Source organism: Plantibacter sp. MMLR14_011 (assembly GCF_001865025.1).
Lineage (GTDB): Bacteria > Actinomycetota > Actinomycetes > Actinomycetales > Microbacteriaceae > Plantibacter > Plantibacter flavus_A.
In genome coordinates, this window is the sequence record NZ_MJGW01000050.1 from 178,908 (window position 1) to 204,823 (window position 25,916).

The following is a 25,916-nucleotide window of genomic DNA, read 5'->3' on the forward strand; positions in this document are numbered from 1 at the left end:
CCCCGGCCCTACTCGTAGTGGAAGCGCGCCTGGGCGATGAGGACGCCGTCGTCCGTGCGGCGGTAGACCAGCCGATGCTCGTCGGTGATCCGTCGTGACCAGAATCCCTGGAAGCCGTGCTTGAGCGCCTCGGGTTTGCCGATGCCCGACCGGGCGCCGGTTCGGGCGGTCTTCCAGGTGATGGCGATAGTCTGCCGTGTCGGACCGACCGACGCCGCCGACGAAAGCGACCACCCTCCATGCCGGAGAGCCCACTCTCAGCCAGCCCGTACGAGGTGCTCGGTGTGAGCACGACGGCGACGCAGGACGAGCTCCGAAGGGCCTACCGACGGCTCATGCGCGAGACCCACCCCGACCTCGGCGGGAGCGCGCGGCAGTTCAACGCCGTCCAGCTCGCCTGGGAGCGCGTCGGAACCGAACAGGACCGGGCCGCCTACGACCGCGGGCGCAACACGCCGTCCTCCGACGCGGGCGACGACGACGCTCCGACCTGGTCGGCGTCGAGCACGGGTCGGTCGGGTACGCAGCGCGCCGACTCGCGACCCCGCGCTCGCGCCTACGGGCACCCCGGCGGAGACTCGCGCGAGGCCTACCTCGGGCTCATCCGGGAGTGGGTCGGCCGTGGTGTCCCGCTCGACGACCCCTACGACCCGAAGCTCGTCCGCTCGGCTCCGCGCGAGATCCGGCACCAGTTGGCCAACGCGCTCGCCGAGGAGCAGACGGCGCGCACCGTGGCGACGCTCGGCATCGGATACACGGTCTGGCACGACGTCCTGGCGCCGGGCGAAGCGAAGCTCGACCATGTCGTCCTCGGCCCGACCGGCCTGTTCGCGGTCAAGTCGGAGGACTGGGGTGGGCCGGTCCGGGTGCACCGCGGCGAGGTCGTCGGGGAGACGCTCGATCCTCGCGAGGAGCCCGTCCGGTCGATCGTGCGCTCGGCCCGGACCGTCGCGAAGGCGGCCCGGGTGAAGTTCACGGCTTCCGTCATCGTCGTGCCGGACGGCACCACCCCGGAGTCGGTGGAGTTCATCGGTCGCAAGCATCCGGTGACGGTGCTCGTCGAGCGCTCCCGCCTGGCCGACCTCCTCCGCACCGGTCTCCCGGGCGTCGACCGCATGGGTGGCAACCAGCTGTTCGACATCCGCACGCGCCTGCAGCAGACCATCCGCTTCGTCGGACTCTGACGAGCGGCCCGACACGGCGGGGGAGGAATCCCCTCTCGCCCCACTCGGGGACCTTGTGCCGTCCTGCTCCAGGCCCCAGCATCAGGGCATGACTTCTCCCGCAGGCTGGTATCCCGATCCCGAGCAGGCCGGCCAGCAACGATGGTGGACCGGAGTCGGCTGGGGTGGACAACGCGTGCCGGCGGCCGTGCCCGCTCCCCCGGCCACCGTCCCTCCTGCTGCTGGGGCGACCCGGACGCGCCACCTCGGTCCGCTCCACATCGTCCTGCTCAGCCTGGTCGGAGCACTGTTGCTCGTCAGCGCCGTCGGTGGCGCGTTCTGGGCGATGCTCGCACTCGTCGCCCTGGTGGCCATGGTGATCGGTGCGGTCGCGCTCGTCCGTGGTCGCGTCTCCTCCCTCGGGATCCGCAACCGCGGGATGGCGGCCGCGGTGATCGGTGCCGCCCTGTGCCTGGTCGTCGTGGGTGGTGGCGCCAACGCGGCCATCCACCCGGTCGCGCCCCGGCCGGCGGCGCTGTTGTCGGCTCCGGAGGGGACGTCCGCCGCCGAACCGAGTGCCACGCCGACCCCCACCCCGACCGAGGTCGTCACCGAGGTGACCGAGGTGGTGGAGATCCCGTTCGCGGTGACCGAGGTCCAGGACCCGGACATCGACGTCGGTCAGGTCGTCGTGACGACGGCGGGCGTCCCCGGGCAGCAGACGAACACCTACCGCGTCACCACGCGAGCCGGGGTCGAGATCGCTCGAGAGCTCGTCGCGCAGCTCGTGTCGGTCCAACCGATCGCGCAGGTGACGTCCGTCGGGACGCGGCAACCCGCTCCGCCGCCGCCTCCTGCGCCCGTCGCCGAGCCCGCCGGTGGAGGATGCGACCCGAACTACGAGGGGCAGTGCGTTCCGATCGCCAGCGACGTCGACTGCGCCGGCGGGAGCGGCAACGGCCCGGCGTACACGCCCGGCCCCGTGTACGTCGTCGGAAGCGATGTCTACGACCTCGATCGGGACGGTGACGGCATCGCCTGCGACGCCTGAGCAACCCCGTTCGCGTTCGGCGGAAGCCCGGGTCCGAGCGGTGGAGCCGAGCGTATCGTCGCTGGCGAGGCGCCGGACGGTGTCTCGACGCTGACGGATTGGAGCGACGATGAGCGCAGAACTCAACGGCAAGCAGGTGGCCTTCCTGCTCACGGACGGCTACGAGGACAGTGAACTGACGAGTCCCTGGGAGGCGGTCACCGGAGCCGGAGCGACCGCCCGACTGGTGTCGCCCGCCACCCAGGACGTGACCGGGAAGAACGGACACGTCCAGCCCGTCGACGTCGCGGTCGCCGAGGCCTCCTCCGACGACTACCACGCACTGGTGCTGCCCGGCGGTGTCGTCAATGCGGACGACCTCCGCGTGGACGAGACCTCGGTCGCCTTCGCGAAGGCCTTCTTCGAGCAGGGCAAGCCGGTCGGGGTGATCTGCCACGGCGCCTGGATCCTCATCGAGGCGGACGTCGTCCGCGGTCGCGAACTCACGAGCTACCCGAGCCTCAAGACGGATCTGCGCAACGCGGGTGCATCCTGGGTGGACGAGGAGGTCGTGGTCGACCAGGGACTCGTGTCGAGCCGCACGCCCGATGACCTCCCGGCCTTCAACGCGAAGCTCGTCGAGGAGATCGGCGAGGGCGAGCACGAGGGCCAGCACGCCTGACTCCGGTCGCAGCGTGACGCACGAACGCCCGGTCCTGGTAGACCGGGCGTTCGTGCGTGCGGGTCAGAGCCAGCCGCAGATCGCGCGCAGCAGCTCGAGCAGCTTCCGGTAGAAGTCCATGAGACCCCCTCCTCTCATATCAGATGCTGATATCGGACATCAGACATTCTGACAGGACCCGGGGCGCTACACAGTCCCCGAAACGGCGGACACCGTGCTGTCGGCGACGACCTCGACACGCACGAACGCCCGGCCCCCTGGAGGGGCCGGGCGTTCGAGTGCTGTGTGGAGGCGCTTACGCCTTCTTGTTGCGGGTCAGTGCGCCGTAGATGAGCAGCACGACGATGGATCCGCCGATGGCGAGGAGCCACGTCTGCAGGGAGAAGAACTCCTGCAGGTTCGCGCCGAACAGGATGCCACCGAGCCAGCCGCCGAGCAGTGCTCCCACGACGCCGAGCAGCAGCGTGATCAACCAGCCGCCGCCCTGACGGCCCGGAAGGATTGCCTTTGCGAGGGCGCCGGCGATGAGGCCGAGCAGCAGGAAGCCGAGAAAACTCATGATGTCTCCAAATGTGATTGCTGGATCGAACGGGGTGCCGGTCGACCGTGTTACCGCCCCCGCCGGTGAGCGGGGGCAGCCACTGTATCGCGAGGACTAGTGCTTGAACGCGTCCTTGACATTCTCGCCGGCCTTCTTGGCGTCGGCCTTCGTCTGGTCGGCCTTGCCCTCTGCGACCTTGCTGTCGTCGCCGGTGACCTTGCCCAGGGCCTCCTTCGCCTTGCCCGCGAGGTCCTCAGCGGCGTTCTGGATCTTGTCCGATGCACTCATGGCGTTCTCCTTCGTCTGCGTTGGAAACCGGTGATGATGTCCGGTCATCGGGTAAGACGCAGCTCAGTGGGCATTCGTCACGAAATCCGTCGAAAAACTTCCGGGGCGCAGTGGGTGTCCGATCGAATGCGAGACTGGACGTTCGTGTTCCGCCAGGCAGCGCCGCCGTCCAGACCCGCCAGGAGGTGAATCGCTTGAGGACAGCACCCCCTCGCTCGGGCTTCGCGCGCTTCCTCCGTGTCGTCCGCAACACGATGTTCTGGATCATCGGCGTGATCCTCGCCATCGCGCTGGTGATCTTCGTCTGGTTGCAGCTGACCCCGTGGCCCGGCTCGATGGTCATCCGCATGGCCTTCGACGAGCGGGCGAAGGTCGTGCAATCGGACCTCGTGAAGTACGTCCCAGACGGTGTCGACGTCCGACAGGACATCCCGTACCGCTCCGGCGACGCGGACGCGCTGCTCGACGTCTACACGCCCGATGGCGTCCGCGGGAGTGGCGCGGCCCTCCCGACGATCGTGTGGGTGCACGGCGGAGCCTGGATCTCCGGCAGCAAGGAACTCATCTCCAACTACATGCGCGTGCTGGCCGGAGAGGGGTACACGGCGGTCGCGGTCGAGTACACGATCGCGCCGGAGGGCCAGTACCCGTTGCCCATCGAGCAGGTCGCCGACTCGCTCGGCTACCTCGACGCCAACGCACGCGCGCTCAACGTGGATTCGTCCAAGCTCATCCTCGCCGGCGACTCCGCCGGTGCCCAGATCGCCGCCCAGGTCGCGAACGTGGTCACGAGCTCCGAGTACGCCAGCTCCATCAAGGTCGAATCGCCGATCGAGCCGGAGCAGCTCGCAGGGGTGGTCCTCGCGTGCGGGGCGTACGACCTCAGCCTGGTCAACGCCGAGGGCAGCTTCGGGTGGTTCCTCGACACGGTGCTCTGGTCGTATTTCGGTGCGCGCGACTACAAGACCCGACCTGAGGTGGCGTCCGCGTCCGTCGTCGACTACCTGACCGCGAAGTATCCGCCGACGTACATCACGGTCGGCAACTGGGATCCGCTCTACCCGCAGTCGGTCGAGTTCAAGGCGAGGCTCCAGGGCCTCGGCGTGGATGTGCAATCGATGATCTTCAACCCGGACTTCCGGCCAGGGCTCGAGCACGAGTACCAGTTCCTGCTCAACGACCAGGGTCGGTTCAACCTCCAGCGCATGGACGCCTTCATCGACGGCGTCACCGACACGAGCCTGCCGTTCGGCCAGCAGGGTCCGCCCGTCCGCTGAACGACCTGTGTCAGGGGAGGCGGATGCGTTCGCCGTCCTCGATGAGACGACCGTGGAGCACCGCCTGGGCGAGTGTCAGGTCGAGCCAGCGTCGAGCGGTCTCACCGAGGCGACCGTAGCCGAGCACGGACGCCGCCTGCATCGGCAGCTGCTCGCGGTCGACCTCGTGATCGGGGCTCGCGGTGATCACGAGCTCCATGGCGTTGCAGATCTCCGCGGGACTGATGTCGGTGACCGCGCGGTGGTCGCGATGCACGACCCGGCGGACGCCTCGCCACGTGACGACGTCGAGTCCGGTGGGCCAGGCGAAGCCGTTCTGGACGACGAACGCGTCCGTCACCAGCGCCGACAGCTCGGTGCGGGACTCCTCGGACGGTCGGTCGACGCCGAAGCGCCGAGCCACGATGGTCACGAGGCGAGGGACGGCGATCGGGCCCTCGGTCGTGAGGATCGCCGATGCGACCCGGGTCACGGCGGCCTTCGTGAGTTCGAGGTTGTCGAGGACGGATGCCGGGCCGATGACGGAGTCGTCGGCGAGCTCGAAATCGGTGATGGCGACGCTCAGCGGGACGACCGGGGCTGACGCGGTGACGGGGAGGGCGACCGGGTCCACCAGGCCGGTCGTGGACCGCGCGTCTGCTGAGGCCGCCTCGTCGACGTCCGGGCCGGCGACGGGCCTCCGGGGTGCGTGCGCGTCACCGCCGTCCAGTGGCGCCGAGTCGTCGGGCTGCTGAGCCTCGGGCGTCGGCGTCGCCCAAGGCGTGGGATCCGGCGTGCGCCGTGGCGAGTGGTCCGCTGCGGACTCGGCGTCGTTCGTGTCCGGTGCGATCGGCGCCGCGGGGGTCTCCGACAGCGCGCGCTCAGCGCGTTCGCGCCAGGACTTCGGGAGCCACGTCGACTTCGCGACGAAGCCGTTCCACCCACGACTCACGGTGCCACGCTCCGCTCGGGGCGCGGGCTGGCAGAGCGACGACGCCCTGCGGGGTGGGTCGACGAGGTCAGAGGTGGCACCTCCACAGGATAGACCGCGGCGGACGTTCGCTCAGCTCGTCGTCTGCCGACGCGCCTCGCGTCGGCGCTCGCGTTCGAGGTCGGCGGCTGCAGCCTCGGCAGGCGTCGGAGCCGTCCCGCCCAGAGCGCGAGGTTGCCACCACGCCCCGGTGCCGTCGACGGGATAGTCGCGTTGCAGCTCGTCGATCATGCCCTGGAGGCGGTCGCGGAGCTGCTCGGTGCTCGCGCCCACGTCGGCGCCGGGCGCGACGCTGATCGGCTCGCCGAACGAGAAGTGGACTGGTACCCCGAACCGCTCGCGGAAGCCGACCCGGTGGTTCTTCGTCAGGAGGCGATGACCACCCCAGACCGCGACGGGGATGATCGGCACGCCGGCCTCCTGTGCGAGGCGGACCGCGCCCGACTTGAGCTCGCGGACGGTGAACGAGGCGCTGACGCCGGCCTCGGGGAAGACCCCGACCAGCTCGCCGCTGCGGAGTGCTGCGACGGCGTCGGCATAGGCGGCCGCGCCGGCGCGCATGTCGACGGCGATGTGCCGCATGCTCCGGAGGAGACGGCCCACCAGGGGCTGGTCGAAGGCGCCCTGCTTGGCCATGAATCGGATGCGGCGCCGGTTGTGGAGCACGGTCGCCCACTCGACGAGTGCGAACTCGAGGTACCCGAAGTGGGTCATCGCGATCACCGCGCCACCCTCGTCGGGCAGGTGCTCGATGCCACTGGTGTGACGGCGCAGGCGCCAGAAGCCGAAGAGGGAGCGACCGACACCGACGGCGGTGTCGTACACGGGCTCGATGCGGCGTCTCATGGCGACACCGTACGACAGGGACCTGGGGAAGTACCGGGCTGGGGGTGCCTCGGGACCCTTCGCCGGCGGACCGCACGCCCGATACGATCGCAGGATGACGGTGACGCAGACGGGCCGCTCCCGCGGCAGCTACGCCAAGACGGCGGCACGACGCCGGGAGATCCTCGAGGCGGGGATGGACGTCTTCGCCGAGCAGGGCTTCCGCAGCGGATCGCTCCGCGAGGTCGCGGAGCGCGTGGGCATGAGCCAGGCCGGCCTCCTCCACCACTTCTCGACCAAGAACGACCTGCTCGCCGCGATCCTCGACTTCCGCGACGACCGGGATCGCGAGGAGTCGGGCATCGAGATCGGGAGCGGCATCGAAGGCATCCGCGGGCTCCTCCGCCTCGTCGAGCACAACATGCGCGTCCCCGGTCTCGTCGAGCTCCACTGCGTCCTGTCCGCCGAGGCGACCTCACCGGACCACCCGGCGCACGAACACTTCGTCCGGCGGTACAGCTGGTTGATCGACGGGATGACCGTCTCCTTCGAGGTGATGGCGCGCGAGGGTCAGCTGGTGGACGGCGTCGAACCCGCGAGTGCAGCGCGCATGCTCATCGCGATGATGGACGGTCTCCAGCTGCAGTGGCTGCTCGATCGTGACTCCGTGGACATGGCCGAGGAGACCCGACGTTCGCTTCGACCTCTGCTGACGGTCGAGCTGTAGCCCGGCGCTCGCCCGTCGTGACCGGGAGTTCTCCACATCCGGCGCCACCCATCGGTCCATCACTCATATCTGATATTAGAGTTGAGCTGGCTGCGGGACAACGCGGAGGGGAAGTCCTTATTTTGACTAATTCAAAACAACTCGGTACGGTGGCTGCATGAACGGATCGAAGGTGGAGTCGGCGACGAACGACTTCCACACGAGGATCCGGGCCGCCGGGCTGCGGGTGACCACGGGACGTCTCGCCGTCCTCGAGATCCTCGCCCGGACACCGCACGCCGACGTGGAGCAGGTGGTCGCTTCCCTGAAGCCGCGAGCACCGCAGACCTCCCCACAGGCCGTGTACAGCGTGCTCAACGCCTTCGTCGCAGCCGGCCTCGTGCGCAGGATCGAACCGGACGGCCATCCCGGCCGGTACGAGCTGCGTGTCGACGACAACCACCATCATCTGGTGTGCAGCTCGTGCGGCGCCGTGGTCGACGTCGACTGCACGCGGGGCGCGGCGCCGTGCATGCACCCGGACGACGCGGCGGGGTACCTGATCGACACGGCCGAGATCACGTTCTGGGGAGTGTGCCCCGCGTGCCAGGCGGATGCCGCCTGACACCGTTCCACAGACCACTCGACGGCACCTCCATGCCGATCGTCAGCTGTCACCGCCAAGGTGGCAGTGCTGAATCCATCCGACCGTCCGACCAGCCCCACCCTCGAGGAGAGACATGTCCGAGACCAGCTACACCACCACCAACAGCGGAGCACCCGTCGCGAGCGACGAGCACTCCCAGAGCGTCGGCGCAGACGGAGCGATCGCGCTCCACGACCACTACCTGGTCGAGAAGCTCGCTCAGTTCAACCGCGAGCGGGTGCCGGAGCGTGTCGTCCACGCCAAGGGCGGTGGTGCGTTCGGACGGTTCGTCACGACCGGCGACGTCTCCCAGTTCACGCGTGCCGCACTGTTCCAGCCCGGTGTCGAGACCGAGATGCTCGCACGCTTCTCCACCGTCGCCGGTGAGCAGGGCAGCCCCGACACCTGGCGCGACCCCCGCGGCTTCGCGCTGAAGTTCTACACGAGCGAGGGCAACTACGACCTCGTCGGCAACAACACGCCGGTGTTCTTCATCCGCGACGGCATCAAGTTCCCCGACTTCATCCGCTCGCAGAAGCGACTCCCGGGCTCGCACCTGCGCGACCACGACATGCAGTGGGACTTCTGGACGCTCTCCCCCGAGAGTGCACACCAGGTCACCTGGCTCATGGGCGACCGCGGTCTTCCGGGCTCCTGGCGGCACATGGACGGGTTCGGGTCGCACACCTACCAGTGGGTCAACGCCGCAGGCGAGCGCTTCTGGGTGAAGTACCACTTCAAGACCGACCAGGGCATCGAGATCCTCACGCAGGACCAGGCCGACCAGATCGCCGGCGAGGACGCCGACTTCCACATCCGCGACCTCTCCGAGGCGATCACCCGTGGCGAGCACCCGAGCTGGACGCTCTCCGTGCAGGTCATGCCGTACGCCGACGCCGCGGGCTACCGCTTCAACCCGTTCGACCTCACCAAGGTCTGGCCGCACAGCGACTACCCGCTCATCGAGGTCGGCAAGATGACCCTCGACCGCAACCCGGAGAACTACTTCGCGCAGATCGAGCAGGCGACCTTCGCGCCGTCGAACTTCGTCCCCGGGATCGCTGCGAGCCCCGACAAGATGCTCCTCGCCCGCATCTTCAGCTACGCGGACGCACACCGCTACCGCGTGGGCACCAACCACGCACAGCTGCCGGTGAACGCCCCGCATGCGCCGGTGCACACGTACTCGAAGGAAGGCGCCATGCGCTACACCTTCAACGACGCGGACGCGCCGGTCTACGCACCCAACTCGGTCGGTGGCGCCCACGCCGACCCTGCGCGTGCCGCTGAGTCCAACGGGTGGCAGTCCGATGGCGAGCTCGTGCGGGCAGCCGCGACGCTGCACGCCGAGGACGACGACTTCGGTCAGGCCGGGACCCTCGTGCGCGAGGTGCTCGACGACGCCGCACGCGACCGTCTCGTCGGCAACATCATCGGCCACGTCTCGAAGGTGACGCGAGCGGATCTCCGCGAGCGGGTCATCGCCTACTGGACCGCCGTCGACGGCACGCTAGGCGCTCGCGTCGCAGCAGGCCTCCCGCCGCTCGTCTAGAGCCCAGCGCCCAATGTGCGGAAACGGTCGCCATCCCTCGCGGGTGGCGACCGTTCCTGTGCGTTCGCGGGGTCAGAACCCCATCGGGCCACCGCCACGGCGCGGCACGCCGCCGGTGCCCTCCGCGAGGCCTCTCGCGCGCTCGCGCTCGACCTCCGCGTCGTTGTCGTGCGAGTGGTGTTCGTCGGCCGAACGCGCGGCGCGGTCTCGCCGTGACACGTACCAGACGGCCGCGACCGCCAGGAGGACGAGCGCGGCGAGGATGACGATGGTGCCGATGTCCATGTGATGCTCCTCTCCTCGTCCATCGACCCTAACGAGGCCTCAGATGCACGCAACCCCCTCGCCCGACGGGCGAGGGGGTTGCGAAAGGGGCGTGTGATCAGCCGGCGACCTGTTTGGCGCGGGCGAAGACCTTCTCGATCTCCTCGCGACGACCCGGCTGCTTCAGCGACAACGGCGAGGGGTGCGGAGCGTTGAAGGCGCTGTACGTGTTGCCGAGCAGTGGCTCGACGTGCTTCCACCAACCGTCCTGAGCGTGGGGTCCGCAGAGGACGACGACGCGCAGGTTCTTGAGGAGCGGCAGGAGGGCGCGCAGTTCCATCGCGCCCTGGGCGACCTCGGGCGCGTTCGGCTTCTTCCGCCCGGCGCTCAGGTACCACGGGACGATGTTCCACACCATGACGTCGTCGAAGCCGATGTCGTTCCGCAGATTCCAGAGGCTCTCGGCGATCGGGTCGTCGTTGTCGACCGAGGCGAACCCGGATCCCGGAGCGTCGAGGCTGTCGGGGGCCAGGGTCCCCGGGGCGTCGAGGAGGATCAGTGTCTTCGCGTTGACGGCCGCATCGGCCGGGTCGACGAGCGGGAGGACGAGGTCCGCCTGCCGCCGTCCTCGGCGGGTCATCATCGCGTCCGACCAGTCGCGCAGCGGCGCGAGTGCCGGCGACTCGGCCAGCATGCGGTGTCGTTCGGCCAGTTCGTCGGGGTCCTGCAGCCCGCGAGGGGCATCCATATGCATCTTCCGAGCGTAGCCCGTGACGGCTGCCCCGTCATCGTCTGCGCCGGTTCTGAGCCCGAAGATGCTGCACTGGACGGTGGATCCGCGCCCGTCAAGCCGGGGCGGACCGGGTTGACGCGGGCCTAGGGTGGCCAGGATGACTGACGAGCGAACCGCCCCCGACGACCGGACGAAATGGCGCGCGTTCGCCATCTGCGTGTCGGTCGCCGCCCTCACGATCCTCGACCTCTCGAAGGTCAACGTCGGACTGCCGTCGATCGAGCAGGCGCTCGACGCCGGCCCGACGGCCCTGCAGCTGATCGTCGCCGGGTACGCCCTGGCGTTCGGTCTGATCCTCGTGCCCGCCGGGCGCTACGGCGACCTGCACTCCCGGCGTCGCATGTTCATGATCGGCCTGAGTGTGTTCGGGGCGGCCAGTCTCGCCTGCGCCGTCGCACCGAACGTCGGGATCCTCATCGGCGGTCGGATCCTCCAGGGCATCGCCGCGGGTCTGCTGATGCCGCAGGTCATCGGGCTCATCCAGCAGCTGTTCGTCGGCAAGGAGCGTGGCCGCGCCTTCGGTCTCTTCGGAGCCATCATCGGCCTCTCGACGGCGTTCGGACCGACGCTCGGCGGCCTGCTCATCGCCATCGGCGGCCCGGAGGACGGCTGGCGCCTGCTCTTCTGGATGAACGTCCCGCTCGCGATCATCCTGTTGCCGATCGCCGCTCGACTGCTGCCCAAGCAGCAGCCGCACGAGGCGGGCGCCGGATCGCTCGACCCGGTGGGCATCGTGTTCCTCGGTCTCGCCGTGCTGTCGCTCATGCTGCCGTTCGTCCTGACGACCGGCTCCCCGGGCGACGACCCGGCGCGCTGGTGGCTGCTGGTCGCGTTCGCCGTCTTCGCCGGCCTCTTCGCCTGGTGGGAGGGTCGTTATCAACGCGCCGGGAAGACACCCGTCGTCGACTTCTCCCTGTTCAAGCTCGGCAGCTACCGCAACGGCGTCCTGATCTCCACGACGTACTTCGCGGCGATGCCGGCCACCTTCCTCACGCTCACGCTGTTCGTACAGCAGGGGCTTGGGCTCGAGCCGGTCTTCGCGGGCATGATCACGATCCCCTTCGCCCTCGCCTCGGCCGTCAGCTCGTGGTTGAGCGGTCGGGTCGTCGACCGACTCGGACGCCCCCTGGTCGTCGGTGGGCTCGTGCTGGTCGTGGTGGGGTTCAGTCTCAACTCACTCCTCGCCTTCATCACGCCCCCGGAGATCACGCCGTACGCGATGGGTGCCGCGATGCTTCTCGCCGGCATCGGCGGTGGCGCGGTCATCTCCCCCAACCAGACACTGATGCTCGCGGACATCCCCGTGGCCTCCGGTGGTGTCGCCGGATCGATCGGCCAGCTCGGCCAGCGCATCGGGACCGCGGTGGGACTCGCCGCCGCGACGGCGACGTTCTACGCGACGGTGTACTCCGAGAACGACGGCGGCGCCTCCGGTGCGTCGCTCGACGTCTATCACGACGCGTATCGCAACAGCACCCTCGTCACGATCGGCTTCGTGGTCGTGGCGTTCGTGTTCGCGTCACTCGACGCCCGTTCCCGGAAGGTCGCCGCTGCCGAACCCGACGCCTCCAAGTAAGGGCGACCTGAGTTAGGGTAGCCTCAGTCGCGGCCGCCGGAGCCGCCGGAGGAAGGGGCTCGAGTGGCTCGTACGAATGCCGAGACGGCGCGCATCAAACCCGACGCGGCGACACTCCTCACGCTGCGGGTCGTCCGCCGCTCGCGCATCTCACCGAAGATCGCCAGGGTCACCCTCGGTGGCGGTGACATCGCCGACTTCACCTTCCTCGGCTACGACCAGTGGTTCCGGTTCTTCATCCCGGTCTCCGAAGGTGGGCTCGAGCGGCTGCCGACCAAACTCGACATGCTGGCCTACGCCAAATACCTCGCGATCTCCAAGTCCGTGCGACCGGTGCTCCGGAACTACACGGTGCGCGACTACCGGCGTGACGGTCCCGACGGGCCGGAGCTGGACATCGACTTCGTCATCCACGGGTCGGCCGCCGAGGGGACCGCGGGGCCCGCGGCGAGCTGGGCCCAGTCGTGCGAGGTGGGCGATGCGGTGGGGCTGCTGGACGAGGGGCGCATGTTCAACCTCCCGGCCGACGTGGATCGAGTGCTGTTGGTCTCCGACGAGACCGGGCTCCCCGCCGTCGCAGGCATCCTGACCTCGCTTCCGGCGTCGACCGTCGGGACGGCGATCGTCGAGATCCCCTCCGCGGAGGACGCGCAGGACGTGCGTGTCCCGGACGGGGTCGAGCTGCGATGGGTGGTCCGAGAGGATCCGCACGACGTCCCCGGACGAGCGGCGCTGGCCGCCGCGACGGCCCTCGGGGTGCCGACCGCCCCGTGCTACGGGTGGGTCGTCGGAGAGCAGTCCCTGGCGGCGAACGTGCGTCGGCTCTGGGTCCGTGGTGGCATGCCCAAGGACCGTGTCATGTTCTGCGGCTACTGGAAGGTCGGCAAGGCGCACTGATCGGCTGACGGTGTCGGCGTTCGGGTCGGCCATGCGGTGAATTGGGTCGATCACCCGAATTCGGGGTGTCACCGACGTGCTGCGCTGACGGCTCCACTAACCTCACGACATGCCCTCTTCCGCCGGTGCGTCCGGAAACACGATCGGTGCGCTGCCGACCGGCGTCGCGACGGGTCTGATCCGGACGGTGACCGGCGGATCGGCCGACCGGGCGTTCGAGGTCGATGTCCCCGAAACGGCCTCGAGCGGTGTGGACACGTCGTCGGACTCGCACGACGCCCTCCGCAGCTGGGACGTCGTCCGCTCCACCTTCGGACCAGGTGAGGCGCTCACCTTCGACGAGCGCTACCGGTACGCCCAGCTCCCCCTGATCGACGCCGACCACCCGCTCGCGCTCGCCGCGAGTCCTGACGGCGTCTACCGTGACGGGCGGTACGACGAGGCGCGCCTGACGGTCGTCGTCCCCGTCCCGGTCGAACGGCTGTTCGTCGATCCGATCTTCCTGAGCTACGAGGCCGACCTCGCCTCGGCACCCTTCGCACCCAAGCTCGCCCGAGGCATCGAGCTCCGACGCGCACACCGGTTGCACGCGACGCTCTCCTCCATCGACGCGGAATCCGGGTTCCTCGACGGGCTGCGGACGAGCGTCGGCGCGTTCACGCCCTTCCGGGTCAGGCTGGCGGGCCCCGTCATCGGTGGCTTCAACCGCGGACGCTGTTACCTCCCCGCCATCGCGGACGCCTTCGCCCCCATCCAGCGGGCGGTCGGCGGGCGTCCAGCACCGCTCGTCGGGGTGGGCCTGCACCACTTCCGCGATGAGCTCGACGCCGCCGAGACCGCGGCGCTCGCCGCATTCCTCGAGCGTTGGCGCGACGTCACCCTGTTCGAGTGGACGGTCACCGAGCTGGCGGTCACCTCGACCAACGACGACCTCGTGCTGAGCGGACGCACGCTCGCCCGCATCCCGCTCCACGCGGTCGAGTGACGCCCTGGGGCTCCGGGGTCAGCTCGCGGTGAGTCGCCCGACCATCGGGAGGTCGGGCGTCGCCCAGTCCAGCCCGAGGAGCCGTTCGCGGGTGACCCAGCGCAGTTCGTCGTGGTCCGTGCTGTGGACCGGGGGCGCGCCGAGGAAGGTGATTTCGTAGCAGGCGAGGTCGATCACGAGCTCGCCCACGGTGACGGTGGACCGGTCCAGCAGTGCCCCCACAGCGACGGCGGCGTCGAGCTCCTCGCGCAGCTCACGAGCCAGCGCGTCTTGCGGCCGCTCGCCGGTCTCGACCTTGCCTCCGGGGAACTCCCACAGGCCACCGGACGCCCGCCCGGGTGCCCGCCGGCACGCGAGCACGGTGTCGTCCTGCGTGGCGACACCCGCGACGACCTGGATCGTGGTGGTCATGATGCACTCCCGTCCCATGGCGTCGTGGTCCGTCTCCAGGCTAGGGGACGCGGGATCGAGCGCGCCCGACGCCGCTCCACAGACGGCTGCCGCTCGGCTGGCCTCACCCTGCGTCCCGCGGCGGCGCTGTGGTCGGTGGTGCGTGCCAGACTGACAGCGATCGGAGGCGGACCTGCCCCCGCAGCAGTCGTCTCGAAAGGCACCCACCGCACCGATGTTCCTCCTCGACGGTTCCGCCATCACGAGCGCCAGCGACCTCTCCAACGCCTCCCACTGCGAGTTCGCGTTCCTGCGCACGGTCGACGCGAAGCTCGGTCGGATCGAACCGATCGTCGAGCCGGAGGACGAGATGCTCATGCGGACCTCCAAGCTCGGCGACCAGCACGAGCTGCGGGTCCTCGAGTCGTACCGCGCCGAGTTCGGCACCGGCGTCGTCGAGCTCGACCGCCCCGACGTCCGAGACACGGTGGCGCTCGCCGCAGCCGTCGAGTCGACGATCACGGCGTTCCGCGACGGAGCCCCGGTCGTCTTCCAGGCCGCGTTCTTCGACGGATCGTTCATCGGCTTCGCCGACTTCATCGTGCGCCGGCCCGACGGCCGGTATCGCGTGCAGGACACCAAACTCGCGCGCTCGCCGAAGGTCACCGCCCTGCTCCAGCTCGCCGCCTACGTGGAGCAGCTGGAGACGGCCGGGATCCCGGTCGACGACGACGTCGACCTCATCCTGGGAGACGGCACCGTCAGCACCCACGCGGTGGCCGACATCCTGCCGGTGTACCGTCGCCGTCGTGCGCGCCTGCTGCGGATCGTCGCCGAACGGCTCGAAGCCGACGCTCCGGTGGCCTGGGGCGACCAGCGCTACAGCGTCTGCGGACGATGCGCGTGGTGCGACGCCGAGATCACGGCCTCACGCGACGTCCTGCTGGTGGCCGGGCTCCGGTTGACGCAGCGCGACCGCCTGCTGGCGGCCGGCATCGCCACGATCGACGATCTGGCGTCGCTCACGCTCACCGGGTCGACCGAGCGACCAGGGCCGCACGGGCTGTCGGGTGGCGCCGGCGGGACGGTCGACGGCATCGCCGAGAGCACGCTCGCTGCGCTGCGCGAGCAGGCGCATCTGCAGCTCGAGCCGTCACCAGCCGCCGGCGTGCCGGCGTTCCGTGTGCACGACGCCACGGCACTCGGGCTCCTGCCGCAACCCGATCCCGGCGACCTCTTCTTCGACTTCGAGGGCGACCCGCTGTACACCGAGGGCGAGCCGGGTGACGCCCGCCGGGGCGACCGCACGAGGTGGGGCATCGACTACCTGTTCGGCCTGGTCGACACCGACGGCCGGTTCCGATCCTGGTGGGCGCACGACTTCCATGAGGAGCGGACGGCGCTGATCGACTTCCTCGCCTACCTCGCCGCCCGCCGTGCCGAGTTCCCGGGCATGCACGTGTATCACTACGCCGCCTACGAGCGGACGCACCTGCTCTCGCTGGCCGCCCGGCACGGGGTCGGGGAGGACACGATCGACGACCTCCTCCGCGAGGCCGTGCTGTTCGACCTCTACCCGTTCGTCCGCAAGACGGTGCGTGTCGGATCGCGGTCGTACTCGATCAAGAAGCTCGAGCCGCTCTACATGGGTGAGGAGCACCGCGACAGCGACGTCACCGACGCCGCGGCATCCATCACGGCCTACGCGGAGGCGCGCGAGCTGAGTCGGAGCGACGACCCGGAGCTCGTCGCCGAAGGCGAACGGAAGCTCTCGGAGATCGCCGAGTACAACGCGTACGACTGCGAGTCGACCCGTCGGCTGCGGAACTGGTTGCTCGACCTCGGTGCGGAACGGGGCGTGCTGCCCGGCACCTTCGTCACCGACGCACCCGAGCCCCTGGTGGACGAACCGACGCCACTCCACGACGCGCTGACGGCGTTGGCCGGCGACCCCCTCGACCCCGAACGCTCCGACGACGCCACCGCGTATGCGCTCGCGGCCGCCGCCATCGACTACCACCGGCGCGAGCACAAGTCGTTCTGGCAGGAGCACTTCTCCCGACTCATCGCCGCGCGCGACGAATGGGAGGACACCCGGAACGTCTTCACCGTCACCTCGGGAGTCGTCGAGCGCGACTGGTTCCGCGAGGGGCGGCAGCGCAGCGACCGCCGTCACGTCCGACTCCGCGGCCGATGGGCTCCCGGCAGCAGCGTGAAGGTCGGCGCCGATCCGTTCGCCGTCTACGACCACCCGGGACCGTACACGGTCCCCCGCGCCGAGCCCGGCTCGCGCCCGGCCGGACAGATCACGATCCTCGAGGTCGACGACGACTCCCTGCTCATCCAGGAGACGCTCAAGACGGATCGTGAGCCTTACACGGAGCTGCCGGTCGCGCTCACGCCGTCTCCTCCCCCGCGACCCGGAACACAGGTCGACGCCATCGCCGAGTGGGGGCAAGCGGTCCTCGACGCCGCTCCCGGGTGGCCGGACGACGGCGTCGTCGACATCCTGCGGCGACGACCGCCCCGCACGAGCTCGGGCGATCCACTCCCCCACCGCGGAGACGGCCGGACGATCGAGGACGTGACCGCCGCGTTGCTCGACCTCGACGACTCGGCGCTCGCCGTCCAGGGGCCGCCCGGAACCGGCAAGACCTACGTCGCCTCGCACGTCATCACGGCCCTCGTGCAGCAGCACGGCTGGCGGATCGGGGTCGTGGCGCAGTCGCACGACGTCGTCGAGAACCTGCTCGAGCGTGTGGTGAAGGCGGGGCTCTCCCCCGCGCTCGTGGCGAAGACCCTGCGATCCGGTGCCGACCCGGATGCTGAGCGCGGCTACACGGTCCTTCCGGCCAATGGTCATGGCGCGTTCGTGGCGGAGCAGACCGGCGGCTTCGTCATCGGCGGGACCGCCTGGGACTTCAGTAATCCCAACCGGTTCGACCGGAGATCGCTCGACCTGCTCGTCGTCGACGAGGCCGGGCAGTTCTCACTCGCCTACACGATCGCGGCGAGCGTCGCCGCGCGGAACCTCCTGCTTCTGGGCGACCCGCAGCAGCTGCCGCAGGTGAGCCAGGGGACGCATCCCGAACCGATCGACACCTCGGCGCTCGGATTCGTGGCCGACGGGCGTGACGTCCTCCCTCCGGAACTCGGCTACTTCCTCCACGAGACCTGGCGGATGGACGCCGCGGTCACCGAGCCGGTCTCGCGGTTGTCGTACGGCGGCGAGCTGCGCTCGGCAGCGGCCACGACGAAGCGGCGTCTGGAGGGTCGTGTGCCGGGACTGCACGTCGTCCCGGTCCATCACGTCGGAAACGCGACGAGTTCGCAGGAGGAGGCCGACCGCGTCGCCGAGCTCGTCCGGTCGACGATCGGGCTCCGCTGGACCGATCCGGATGCCGGCCGCATCGACGACCCGGTGAGCGAGGCCGACATCATCGTCGTCTGTCCCTACAACGCCCACGTCGCCGTCGTCCGAGCGACGCTCGACGCGGCCGGGTTCGACGCGGTGCGCGTCGGGACCGTCGACAAGTTCCAGGGTCAGGAGGCCGTCATCGCGATCGTCTCGCTGGCCGCGTCCTCCCCCGCGGACGTCCCGAGGGGTATGTCGTTCCTGTTGATGAAGAACCGACTGAACGTCGGTATCTCCCGCGCCCAGTGGGCGGCGTACCTCGTGCACTCCCCCGCACTCACCGAGTACCTGCCGGTCACGCCGGAGGGCGTCGCCGAGCTCAGTGCCTTCATCCGGTTGGTCGACGGCCACTGACCAGTTCTGCGGCCGCAGCGGAGGAACGAGAACTCCGTCGCGCCGCGTCGGCACGACCGTTCTGTGCCGCCTTCGCGAGCCACCGCCGACGCTGCTCCACGGTCGAATCCTTCACCCGACCGAACCGGTTCACGGCGACGGGCTTGACCCCGCAGAACCTGAGGGTGGTGGTGCGGAGTTGCTTCACCGTCGTGTCGCCGACGAGCGGGAGGTACCACCACGGCGAGTCGGTCGTGACCATCACCCGCCCCGAGCGGCCGGCGAGCAGTCCCTCGGGGAGACCGTTGTCCTTGGTCCGGTAGGCGCGACGGGGAAGCAGCAGGCGATCGAAGAACCCCTTGAGCAGCGCCGGCACCGATCCCCACCAGACCGGCGCCACGATCACGAGGTGGTCCGCGGCGAGGATCTGCTCCCACGCTCGTTCGAGGTCGGGCTCCAGGTCTTGACGGCGGGTGTACCCGAGGCGGAGGTTCGGGTCGAACGCGAGGTCGCGCACGGCGAGGACGGTCGCGTCGCCGTGCGCCTCCGCGTAGTTCGCGGCGAGGGCGGCGCACAGAGACCCGGGGTTCGGGTGTCCGTCGATGACGAGGGTGGGCATCAGTTCTCCATCAGTTGTAGGTCTGGACAGTGCCAAGAATCTGGACACTGTCCACTTCTGGTCGGAACCGACGGTACGGGTACGATGTTGCTTGTGTCAAGATCGACGACGGCGTACCACCACGGCAACCTCGGGCCGGCGCTCGAGGACGCTGCGCTCGAACTCATGCGGACGCACGGCCATGCCACGCTGAGCCTGCGAGAGGTCGCACGTCGCGCCGGAGTCAGTCACAACGCGCCGTACCACCACTTCGGCGACCGGACCGCGCTCCTGAAACGGTTGAGCGAACGCGGCATGGCCGAGCTCTTGGACGCCATGCGCGAGGAGCGGCACGCGACGGCGGGTCGAGACCCACAGGAGACGGCCGTCCGGATCGGTTCGACGTATGTGCACTACGCGGCGCAGCATCCGGAGCGGTTCCGCCTGATCTACGACCCCGAAGTCTGTGTCCCCGGCTCACCCAGCGAGGCTATGGCGCCACTCATCGGTGGCGTCGAAGCGCTGCTCGCCGAGACGACGGCGTCGCTGGCCCCCGGCGCCGAGCCGCAGATCATCGCCGCGCTGACCACGGCGGTCTGGGCCGCGGTCCACGGCCTCGCGGAACTCGTCGTCGCCGGACACATCTCCGAGGCTGAGGCCCGACCCGCGCTGGAGGCGTTGCTCACGCGACCCTGAGGTGGTGTCCCGCATGGAGCCTGTACACGATCGTCATCCGGGAAACGGTCGGGAAGCTCAAAGGTCGTTCATGGTCGAACCAGACGATTCACTCGGATTGCGGGAGTCAGATGATCTCAGCACCCCCGCCGAGAGGAATCCCCGTGAACACCACCCCAGACCCGGAACGCCCTGAGCCGCGTCCAACGGACGGCACCGGAGCGGCGGAGACGCCGCAGTCGTCCCCCGCTCCCGATCCGTACCAGCCGCCCACCGGCTCGTACCAGCCCCAGCCCGATGTGGACGTCACTCCCCCGGCCGGCTACCCCGGCAACACGGCCGCGGGTGGCCCACGACGCGAGCCGACGACGCCCTTCGGTTACGCGACGGCTCCCCACGCGACGAGCGGTCACGTGTGGCCCGGTCATCACCAGGGCCCGCAGGGTCAGTACGGACCGTACGCCGCCGGCCAGGGCCAGTACGCCCCCTCCGGCACCTGGCAGCTCCGACCGTACGGACAGCAGACGATGCCCCAGCCGCCGTCGACCACCGGCACCCCGGCGAAGAAGCAGCCCATCGGGTGGATCATCGCCGCCGCGACGGCCGCCACGGTCGTGTCCCTCGTGACCGGTGGCCTCGGCCTCGCTTCGCTGGCGGCCGGCGCGTTCCAGAGTGTCGCCGCCTCCTCACAGGTGACGGAGACGGTGCCGGACGAGGGCGGTCAGAGCTTCCGCGCTCCCGGTGGGCAGCCTGGGCCACAGCAGGCGACGCCGGATGCCGCGACGGCGAACACCCGGAGCGCCACCGCCGCGGAGTCCGTGGGTGTCGTCGACATCGACACCGAGCTGGCCTATCAGGGGGCCGCCGCCGCGGGAACCGGGATGATCCTCACCGCGGACGGCCAGATCCTGACCAACAACCACGTCGTCGCGGGAGCGACGAGCATCGTCGTCACCGTCGTGGCGACCGGAGAGCAGTACGACGCGCGCGTCGTCGGGACGGATGCCACGAACGACGTCGCGCTCCTGCAGCTCGACGGCGCCTCGGGGCTGGACACCGTCACGATCGACGACGACGGCGGCGCAGCCGTCGGTGACGCCGTCACCGGGGTCGGGAACGCCGGCGGCACGGGTGGGACCCCCAGCGCTGCGGACGGGTCCGTGACCGCCCTCGAGCAGGACATCACGGTCCAGGATGAGACGACCGGGGCGGGCAAGCAGCTGACCGGATTGATCCAGACGGACGCGGACATCCAGTCCGGCGACTCCGGCGGGCCGCTCTACGACTCGGAGGGCGAGGTCGTCGGCGTCGACACCGCTGCCTCCTCCGGTGGGACCGACATCGACGGATTCGCCATCCCGATCGACGACGCGTTGTCCATCGTCGACCAGATCCGCACCGGCGTCGAGACCGACACCGTCTCGATCGGCTACCCGGCCTTCATCGGGATCGGTCTGGCCGCGTCCGGCGCAGCCCAGACCATGCCGGGTGCCGTGGTCGGTTCGGTGATCGAGAACACGCCCGCGGCGTCGATCGGCCTCGCAGCCGGCGACGTCATCACCGGCATCAACGGTGCCGCCATCGACTCCGCTCAGACCCTGACGGCGACCATGGCCACGCTCGAACCCGGCCAGACGGTCTCCGTCACCTGGACCACGGCGAATGGGACCTCCCAGACCGCTGACGTGACGCTGATCGAGGGCCCGGTCGGCTGATCGAGCGCTCGGGAGGCTCGACGGCTCCTCACCTCCGGCCCGCCGCCGGATCCGAGGAGTCGTCGACGTCTGCCCAGTAGGCTCGGGAGGCGGTGCCTCGCCGCATGCACCGGAAGGAACCGCTCGTGACCCGCTTCCTCGGAGTCGACCTCGCCTGGGGCGAGGGGACCGGCTCCCGCGCGGCGAACGAGTCGGGACTGGTGTGCATCGACGAGACCGGGACGGTCATCGAGGCCGGGTGGGCCGTGGGGATCGACGCCGTCGTCGCCTGGATCGTCGCCACCGCCTCACCGGGCTCCGTGATCGCGGTCGACGCCCCTCTGCTCGTCCGGAACGAGACCGGCATGCGTCTCTGTGAACGTGAGGTCGGGCAGCGGTACGGGCGCTGGCAGGTCTCGGCCTACCCGTCGAACCTCGGCCTGCCCGCGCTCGGTGGTGTCGCGCTCTTCACGGCGCTGGAGGCGGCGGGGTTCCAGTACTTCGACGGACTGAGCACGCCGGCGGCGGATGCCGTCGTGTTCTTCGAGGCCTATCCCCACACCACCTTGGTGGGTGCCGAGGAGTTCGGGTACCCGGATGCGCGGCCCCGGTACAAACGCCTCGACCCCGGTCTCCCCGCCGCCGAGCGACGGCGACGCCGCGCGGAGGTCTGTGACGACCTCGTCTCGCGCCTGCAGGCGCTGACCTCGGCGACGCCGCCACTCGACCTCGACACCCACCCGGTGACGGCGCTCCTCGCCGCGGAACCGTCGCCGCTGAAGGAATCGGCGCACAAGCATCGGGAGGACCTCATCGACGCGGCCATCTGCGCGTGGACGGCGTCCGCCTGGTCCCGTTGGGGCCTGGAACGGTTCCAGGTCCTCGGTGCCTCGGATGCTCCGGACGACCGTGGGCGTGTCCCCACGCTCCTCGCCATGGCGCGACCTGAACAGCGCCCCAAGCAGGACATTCCAATATCGGCATATATTAGGTCGGCTCCGCCGCTGGCATCTTCGCCGCTATCGGAGCCCATCGCCCGGCAAGCCACAACAGTTCACAACCTCGATGAAGGACATATGAAGAAGAAGGCATACGCTCAGGACGACACTCCGGCGGAATCGAACACGATCGAGTTCGTCCCCGGCGGAGCGGCGAACGCCGACGTCTCACCCGCGGCCTCGACGCGAGCGCCCTCCCCCGCTCCGACCACCGTCGAACTCCTGCGCAGTGCCACCTGGCACCTCGAGCATGCCCGGGTGGTGGGCCACCCCGACGACGTCGAGTTCGAAGCGGCGAGGTCGGCGTTGGCCGAGGCCGTCTTCGACCTCGAACACGTCCAGTACGGGGAGACGACTCGCGGCTAGGGCACTGGTCAGGCGGGTCCTGAGTCCGATCGGCGCCGTGTCTCCCGGTCCGCGCGTGCGCGTCGTTCGAGGATGTCGTTGCGAACCCAGCGGATCACCAGCGACATGGCGAGCGACAGGAACAGGAACGCCGCCGCGCCCAGGGCGTAGGAGATGAAGTCCGTCGGGATGAACGTCGTGCCCAGCACGAGCGCCGAGGGCGGCCACTGGTCCGCGAGTGCGGCCGGCACGCCCGTGGCCTGGAAGCACTCGATCGCCGCCGAGAAGCCGAACGCGCCGAGGGCGATCTGCCACAGCGGACGCCGTGGGGCGGCGAAGGCCAGCAGGAGCGCGACGAGGACCGTGTAGAGCGCGTTGGTTACGGGGTTCGCCCAGGCCGCTGCCACCGACCAGTGCACCGTCAGCCCGGCGACGATCGTGATGATGGCTGCGCCGAGGAGCAGCGCGCGCTTGAGCGAGGTGGCGGGGCGTGGCCCCTCATCCGTCTGGTCGGGTGCGTCGGTCATGCTTTCGTCCTCCGGGTGCGTCGTTGTCGCCCACGGGCCCAGTCACGGGCCTCGGTTCCGGAGAGGGCGAGGATGATGGAACAGTCGACCGCGAAGCCGATCAGGTTGGTCTGCAGCGTCAATCCGCCGGCGCCGGCGACATAGCTCGCGGCGAGGGTGGCGATGGACGTCGAGCTGAAGGTCATGGCGAGCAGGCGCGCGAGGTTGCCTCCCCGATGGACCCGCCAGGCGAGGACGAGGTAGCAGAGCGTCACCACGGCCGACAGGGCCAGCACGGCCCCGACGACCCACGGGATGAGGACGACGTCGTCAGCCGTCGCGGCCGTTGCACGGGCCTCCGAGATGACCTGCTTCCAATCGGAGACGAGGATGACGCCGGAGAGCACGGTGGACAGTGCCGCGACGACCATCAGGACCACGCCGACGGTGGTGTCCAGCGGCCGCGGGTCGCCGGCCCGGATGAGGGAGCGCGTCGGGGGAGCGTCGGCGGCCGGCAGGGTCGCCGCCGGCGGGACGACCACCGCGCTGAGATCGATGATCGGCAGGTCGCCGTCGGTGACGATCGCGTCGCCTCCGCCGTTCCGTGAGTGGTAGCCGGTGGAGAAGTTCTCGATCACGGACGTCGTCGCTCCGACGTCCGCTGCCGCGATCGACGCGACGATGTGATCGCGCTCGTCGTCGACGTCGTCGGCGATCCGGTGGGTCACCTGCAGCGTGAAGATGCTGATCCCGACCGATCGGTCGTACGTCCCGGCGGCCAACCAATCCGCCTGGTATCCGCCCGGGAGCAGCCAGCCCGCTGGTGTCGGCCAGAACCGGACGTGGTGCCGCTTCCCCGGACTGCCGTCGACCTCCTGCTGGTAGCAGAACGCCTGGCGGCGACCGAACAGGTAGAGCGACGAGACGGGCGCCTCCGAGTAGCTGCGCCTGGTCAGCGTCGAGGTCACGATCCGCAGGTTCGCACGCAGGCCGAGGTCGTCGGCGAGCGTCCAGCCCGCCGAGAGCATCGCCATGTGGATCTGCTCCTCCCGACCCCGGAGGCCGAGGTTCACGGGATCACCGAGGATGCCCTCGCGCGTGCGAGTGCGTCCGATGAAGTAGTCGGGCAGGTAGACGCGCGACAGCACGGTGTGCAGGCGGGGGAGGATCAGGTAGGCGATGACGAGGTAGATGACGAGGATGAACCAGGCTTGGGCCCACCCGCGGGCGAACGCCTCGGTGAGCAGCACGTACGCCAGGAAGACCGCCGCAGCCGTGCCGAAGGCGAAGAACCAACCGTCGACGATGCGTGCGATCCGTCCGCGACGATCCTCGGACAGGCCGCTTGCGGGCCCGATGAGGTCGCTGCGGGTCTTCGTCACCCGTCCAGGGTAGGGCCTGGTGCATCCACGTGCCGGGTGCGTGGCTGGTGGGAGGATGGTGGCATGGACTCCGTCGCCCACATCACCGACCTCGCCGACTTCATCGTCGCCTCGCCCACCTCGTATCACGCGGTCGCGGAGAGCGCTCGGCGCCTCACGGCGGCCGGCTTCACCCGGCGGCTCGAGACCGAGTCCTGGAACGGTGGCGCCGGCCGGTTCTTCGTCGAACGCGAGGGTGCGGTGATCGCCTGGGTGCAGCCCGAGCAGGCGCACGCCACGACGCCGTTCCGCATCCTCGGCTCGCACACGGACTCGCCGAGCTTCAAGCTCAAGCCGAAGCCGACGACCGGCGCCCACGGGTGGCTGCAGGCCGGGGTGGAGGTCTACGGCGGACCGCTCCTCAACTCCTGGCTCGACCGCGAACTCGAACTCGCCGGACGCCTGGTGACGCTCGACGGGACCGTGCACCTCGTCCGGACCGGCCCGTTCCTGCGCATCCCGCAGCTCGCCGTGCACCTCGACCGAAGCGCCAACGACGGCCTCGTCCTCGATCGCCAGCGCCACCTGCAGCCGGTGTACGGGGTCGGTGACCTCGGCCACGCCGACGTGCTCGCGCATCTGGCGTCGATCGCAGGCATCGATCCCACCGCGATCGCCGGGTACGACGTGCTCCTGGCCGACACCCAGGAGCCCCGGCGATTCGGTCTCGACGGGCAGCTGTTCGCCGCCGGACGCATGGACAACCTGACCTCGGTCCACGCCGGACTCGCGGCGCTGCTGGCCGCGAGTGACGGGGGAGCGACGGACGACGCCGCACACATCACGGTGTTCGCCGCCTTCGACCACGAGGAGCTCGGTTCGGCCTCGACCTCCGGCGCCAGCGGTCCGTTCCTCGACGACGTCCTCACCCGCATCGGTGCGTCGCTGGGGGCGACGGTGTCCGAACGGCTCCAGGCCTATGCGGCCTCCTGGTGCCTGTCAGCGGACGCCGGCCACGCGATCCACCCGAACTACCCGGAACGCCACGACCCGGCCAACCGGCCGATCGCCGGTGGCGGTCCGCTCCTCAAGATCAATGCGAACCAGCGCTACGCGACCGACGCCCTCGGGGCCGCGCTGTGGGCCCGGAGCTGCGCCGCCGCAGGTGTGCCCTCGCAGGACTTCGTGTCGAACAACACGGTGCCGTGCGGCTCGACCATCGGCCCGCTCACCGCGACGCGACTCGGCATCAGGACGGTCGACGTCGGGACGCCGCTGCTGTCGATGCACTCCGCCCGCGAGCTGTGCCACATCGACGATCCGACCGCTCTGAGCGCGGCGGTCCAGGCGTTCTTCCGGGGCGCCTGAGCACCGCCGCAGCAGGAGATCCTCGCGGGAGCAGGACG

Annotated in this window: 25 protein-coding genes and 1 pseudogene; 15 read left to right on the plus strand and 11 right to left on the minus strand. The window is 69.8% G+C overall.

The features are described from left to right. Window positions 1-8: 8 nt before the first annotated feature. Window positions 9-167: pseudogene (locus tag BIU99_RS19490) on the minus strand (Txe/YoeB family addiction module toxin); the annotation flags it as partial. A 72-nt stretch (window positions 168-239) separates the two neighbouring features. On the opposite strand from BIU99_RS19490, the gene BIU99_RS15200 reads away from it, so the two are divergent. The 3 genes from BIU99_RS15200 (at window position 240) to BIU99_RS15210 (ending at window position 2,875) form a co-directional block, all read left to right on the plus strand. Further along, a complete protein-coding gene (locus BIU99_RS15200) occupies window positions 240-1,184 on the plus strand; it encodes a DnaJ domain-containing protein (RefSeq protein ID WP_071262015.1) in 945 nt (314 codons plus the stop codon). Between the two features lie 88 nt (window positions 1,185-1,272). Beyond that, a complete protein-coding gene (locus tag BIU99_RS19495) occupies window positions 1,273-2,214 on the plus strand; it encodes a G5 domain-containing protein (RefSeq protein ID WP_083397398.1) in 942 nt (313 codons plus the stop codon). 109 nt (window positions 2,215-2,323) lie between these two features. Next, on the plus strand, window positions 2,324-2,875 hold the full coding sequence (locus BIU99_RS15210) for a type 1 glutamine amidotransferase domain-containing protein (RefSeq protein ID WP_064294060.1): 552 nt from the start codon (window positions 2,324-2,326) through the stop codon (window positions 2,873-2,875). Window positions 2,876-3,170: 295 nt separating this feature from the next. Here the strand turns inward: BIU99_RS15210 and BIU99_RS15215 are convergent, their stop codons facing one another. Both BIU99_RS15215 and BIU99_RS15220 read right to left on the minus strand, forming a co-directional pair. Further along, entirely contained in the window at window positions 3,171-3,434 is a 264-nt protein-coding gene (locus tag BIU99_RS15215; RefSeq protein ID WP_064294061.1) for a GlsB/YeaQ/YmgE family stress response membrane protein, read from the minus strand. A gap of 96 nt (window positions 3,435-3,530) precedes the next feature. Next, window positions 3,531-3,704, minus strand: a complete 174-nt coding sequence (locus tag BIU99_RS15220) for a CsbD family protein (protein ID WP_064294062.1) — start codon at window positions 3,702-3,704, stop codon at window positions 3,531-3,533. 194 nt (window positions 3,705-3,898) lie between these two features. On the opposite strand from BIU99_RS15220, the gene BIU99_RS15225 reads away from it, so the two are divergent. Then, on the plus strand, window positions 3,899-4,981 hold the full coding sequence (locus tag BIU99_RS15225) for an alpha/beta hydrolase (RefSeq protein ID WP_175116600.1): 1,083 nt from the start codon (window positions 3,899-3,901) through the stop codon (window positions 4,979-4,981). A gap of 10 nt (window positions 4,982-4,991) precedes the next feature. Here the strand turns inward: BIU99_RS15225 and BIU99_RS15230 are convergent, their stop codons facing one another. Both BIU99_RS15230 and BIU99_RS15235 read right to left on the minus strand, forming a co-directional pair. Further along, window positions 4,992-5,912, minus strand: a complete 921-nt coding sequence (locus BIU99_RS15230; RefSeq protein WP_071262016.1) for a hypothetical protein — start codon at window positions 5,910-5,912, stop codon at window positions 4,992-4,994. A gap of 111 nt (window positions 5,913-6,023) precedes the next feature. Next, entirely contained in the window at window positions 6,024-6,797 is a 774-nt protein-coding gene (locus BIU99_RS15235; RefSeq protein WP_071262017.1) for a 1-acyl-sn-glycerol-3-phosphate acyltransferase, read from the minus strand. 94 nt (window positions 6,798-6,891) lie between these two features. Here BIU99_RS15235 and BIU99_RS15240 point away from each other — a divergent pair, with 94 nt between their 5' ends. From BIU99_RS15240 to BIU99_RS15250, 3 genes are all read left to right on the plus strand, one after another. Then, window positions 6,892-7,503 (plus strand): TetR/AcrR family transcriptional regulator, encoded by a 612-nt coding sequence (locus BIU99_RS15240; protein WP_071262019.1) that lies wholly within the window; start codon window positions 6,892-6,894, stop codon window positions 7,501-7,503. A 157-nt stretch (window positions 7,504-7,660) separates the two neighbouring features. Beyond that, complete coding sequence (locus BIU99_RS15245) at window positions 7,661-8,107, plus strand: Fur family transcriptional regulator (RefSeq protein WP_071262021.1); 447 nt, start codon at window positions 7,661-7,663, stop codon at window positions 8,105-8,107. Window positions 8,108-8,222: 115 nt separating this feature from the next. After that, entirely contained in the window at window positions 8,223-9,680 is a 1,458-nt protein-coding gene (locus tag BIU99_RS15250; RefSeq protein WP_064294067.1) for a catalase, read from the plus strand. A gap of 72 nt (window positions 9,681-9,752) precedes the next feature. Here BIU99_RS15250 and BIU99_RS15255 read toward each other — a convergent pair whose 3' ends face one another. Further along, on the minus strand, window positions 9,753-9,965 hold the full coding sequence (locus BIU99_RS15255) for a hypothetical protein (protein ID WP_064294068.1): 213 nt from the start codon (window positions 9,963-9,965) through the stop codon (window positions 9,753-9,755). A 97-nt stretch (window positions 9,966-10,062) separates the two neighbouring features. Further along, entirely contained in the window at window positions 10,063-10,698 is a 636-nt protein-coding gene (locus tag BIU99_RS15260; RefSeq protein WP_158596626.1) for a uracil-DNA glycosylase, read from the minus strand. A gap of 136 nt (window positions 10,699-10,834) precedes the next feature. Here BIU99_RS15260 and BIU99_RS15265 point away from each other — a divergent pair, with 136 nt between their 5' ends. The 3 genes from BIU99_RS15265 (at window position 10,835) to BIU99_RS15275 (ending at window position 14,195) form a co-directional block, all read left to right on the plus strand. Next, window positions 10,835-12,313, plus strand: a complete 1,479-nt coding sequence (locus tag BIU99_RS15265; RefSeq protein ID WP_071262023.1) for an MFS transporter — start codon at window positions 10,835-10,837, stop codon at window positions 12,311-12,313. 63 nt (window positions 12,314-12,376) lie between these two features. Continuing rightward, complete coding sequence (locus tag BIU99_RS15270; protein WP_071262025.1) at window positions 12,377-13,210, plus strand: siderophore-interacting protein; 834 nt, start codon at window positions 12,377-12,379, stop codon at window positions 13,208-13,210. Between the two features lie 109 nt (window positions 13,211-13,319). Next, on the plus strand, window positions 13,320-14,195 hold the full coding sequence (locus tag BIU99_RS15275; protein WP_071262027.1) for a hypothetical protein: 876 nt from the start codon (window positions 13,320-13,322) through the stop codon (window positions 14,193-14,195). An 18-nt stretch (window positions 14,196-14,213) separates the two neighbouring features. Here BIU99_RS15275 and BIU99_RS15280 read toward each other — a convergent pair whose 3' ends face one another. Continuing rightward, window positions 14,214-14,606: a (deoxy)nucleoside triphosphate pyrophosphohydrolase gene (locus BIU99_RS15280; protein ID WP_071262170.1), complete on the minus strand. Its 393-nt coding sequence runs from the start codon at window positions 14,604-14,606 to the stop codon at window positions 14,214-14,216. A 214-nt stretch (window positions 14,607-14,820) separates the two neighbouring features. On the opposite strand from BIU99_RS15280, the gene BIU99_RS15285 reads away from it, so the two are divergent. Beyond that, a complete protein-coding gene (locus BIU99_RS15285; protein ID WP_071262028.1) occupies window positions 14,821-18,354 on the plus strand; it encodes a bifunctional RecB family nuclease/DEAD/DEAH box helicase in 3,534 nt (1,177 codons plus the stop codon). Here the strand turns inward: BIU99_RS15285 and BIU99_RS15290 are convergent. Beyond that, window positions 18,329-18,952, minus strand: a complete 624-nt coding sequence (locus tag BIU99_RS15290) for an NAD(P)H-dependent oxidoreductase (RefSeq protein ID WP_071262030.1) — start codon at window positions 18,950-18,952, stop codon at window positions 18,329-18,331. The two genes, BIU99_RS15285 and BIU99_RS15290, sit on opposite strands and share 26 nt — an antisense overlap. A 93-nt stretch (window positions 18,953-19,045) precedes the next feature. On the opposite strand from BIU99_RS15290, the gene BIU99_RS15295 reads away from it, so the two are divergent. From BIU99_RS15295 to BIU99_RS15305, 3 genes are all read left to right on the plus strand, one after another. Continuing rightward, window positions 19,046-19,627, plus strand: a complete 582-nt coding sequence (locus BIU99_RS15295) for a TetR/AcrR family transcriptional regulator (protein ID WP_071262031.1) — start codon at window positions 19,046-19,048, stop codon at window positions 19,625-19,627. Window positions 19,628-19,770: 143 nt separating this feature from the next. Beyond that, complete coding sequence (locus BIU99_RS15300) at window positions 19,771-21,321, plus strand: S1C family serine protease (RefSeq protein ID WP_071262033.1); 1,551 nt, start codon at window positions 19,771-19,773, stop codon at window positions 21,319-21,321. Window positions 21,322-21,446: 125 nt separating this feature from the next. After that, window positions 21,447-22,664 carry a DUF429 domain-containing protein gene (locus tag BIU99_RS15305; RefSeq protein WP_083397420.1) on the plus strand — a complete coding sequence of 406 codons (1,218 nt, stop codon included), beginning with the start codon at window positions 21,447-21,449 and terminating at the stop codon, window positions 22,662-22,664. 8 nt (window positions 22,665-22,672) lie between these two features. Here BIU99_RS15305 and BIU99_RS15310 read toward each other — a convergent pair whose 3' ends face one another. Together BIU99_RS15310 and BIU99_RS15315 are read right to left on the minus strand one after the other, a co-directional pair. Beyond that, window positions 22,673-23,170, minus strand: coding sequence for a DUF2809 domain-containing protein (locus BIU99_RS15310; RefSeq protein ID WP_064294077.1), 498 nt, complete (start codon window positions 23,168-23,170; stop codon window positions 22,673-22,675). Next, complete coding sequence (locus tag BIU99_RS15315) at window positions 23,167-24,531, minus strand: LssY C-terminal domain-containing protein (protein WP_254773630.1); 1,365 nt, start codon at window positions 24,529-24,531, stop codon at window positions 23,167-23,169. Before BIU99_RS15315 ends, BIU99_RS15310 begins: the two co-directional genes overlap by 4 nt. Before the next feature lie 63 nt (window positions 24,532-24,594). Between BIU99_RS15315 and BIU99_RS15320 the strand changes: the two genes are divergently transcribed. Further along, window positions 24,595-25,878 carry a M18 family aminopeptidase gene (locus BIU99_RS15320; protein ID WP_071262037.1) on the plus strand — a complete coding sequence of 428 codons (1,284 nt, stop codon included), beginning with the start codon at window positions 24,595-24,597 and terminating at the stop codon, window positions 25,876-25,878. Window positions 25,879-25,916 lie beyond the last annotated feature (38 nt).

What these genes read in the sequence shown, in the direction of transcription:
- BIU99_RS15320 (WP_071262037.1), top strand. Translation starts at nt 24,595, where the DNA reads ATGGACTCCGTCGCCCACATCACCGACCTCGCCGACTTCATCGTCGCC.
- BIU99_RS15310 (WP_064294077.1), bottom strand. Translation starts at nt 23,170, where the DNA reads ATGACCGACGCACCCGACCAGACGGATGAGGGGCCACGCCCCGCCACC.
- BIU99_RS15255 (WP_064294068.1), bottom strand. Translation starts at nt 9,965, where the DNA reads ATGGACATCGGCACCATCGTCATCCTCGCCGCGCTCGTCCTCCTGGCG.
- BIU99_RS15260 (WP_158596626.1), bottom strand. Translation starts at nt 10,698, where the DNA reads ATGCATATGGATGCCCCTCGCGGGCTGCAGGACCCCGACGAACTGGCC.
- BIU99_RS15220 (WP_064294062.1), bottom strand. Translation starts at nt 3,704, where the DNA reads ATGAGTGCATCGGACAAGATCCAGAACGCCGCTGAGGACCTCGCGGGC.
- BIU99_RS15275 (WP_071262027.1), top strand. Translation starts at nt 13,320, where the DNA reads ATGCCCTCTTCCGCCGGTGCGTCCGGAAACACGATCGGTGCGCTGCCG.
- BIU99_RS15215 (WP_064294061.1), bottom strand. Translation starts at nt 3,434, where the DNA reads ATGAGTTTTCTCGGCTTCCTGCTGCTCGGCCTCATCGCCGGCGCCCTC.
- BIU99_RS15250 (WP_064294067.1), top strand. Translation starts at nt 8,223, where the DNA reads ATGTCCGAGACCAGCTACACCACCACCAACAGCGGAGCACCCGTCGCG.
- BIU99_RS15200 (WP_071262015.1), top strand. Translation starts at nt 240, where the DNA reads ATGCCGGAGAGCCCACTCTCAGCCAGCCCGTACGAGGTGCTCGGTGTG.
- BIU99_RS15290 (WP_071262030.1), bottom strand. Translation starts at nt 18,952, where the DNA reads ATGCCCACCCTCGTCATCGACGGACACCCGAACCCCGGGTCTCTGTGC.
- BIU99_RS15245 (WP_071262021.1), top strand. Translation starts at nt 7,661, where the DNA reads ATGAACGGATCGAAGGTGGAGTCGGCGACGAACGACTTCCACACGAGG.
- BIU99_RS15210 (WP_064294060.1), top strand. Translation starts at nt 2,324, where the DNA reads ATGAGCGCAGAACTCAACGGCAAGCAGGTGGCCTTCCTGCTCACGGAC.
- BIU99_RS15240 (WP_071262019.1), top strand. Translation starts at nt 6,892, where the DNA reads ATGACGGTGACGCAGACGGGCCGCTCCCGCGGCAGCTACGCCAAGACG.
- BIU99_RS15235 (WP_071262017.1), bottom strand. Translation starts at nt 6,797, where the DNA reads ATGAGACGCCGCATCGAGCCCGTGTACGACACCGCCGTCGGTGTCGGT.
- BIU99_RS15285 (WP_071262028.1), top strand. Translation starts at nt 14,821, where the DNA reads ATGTTCCTCCTCGACGGTTCCGCCATCACGAGCGCCAGCGACCTCTCC.
- BIU99_RS19495 (WP_083397398.1), top strand. Translation starts at nt 1,273, where the DNA reads ATGACTTCTCCCGCAGGCTGGTATCCCGATCCCGAGCAGGCCGGCCAG.
- BIU99_RS15280 (WP_071262170.1), bottom strand. Translation starts at nt 14,606, where the DNA reads ATGACCACCACGATCCAGGTCGTCGCGGGTGTCGCCACGCAGGACGAC.
- BIU99_RS15265 (WP_071262023.1), top strand. Translation starts at nt 10,835, where the DNA reads ATGACTGACGAGCGAACCGCCCCCGACGACCGGACGAAATGGCGCGCG.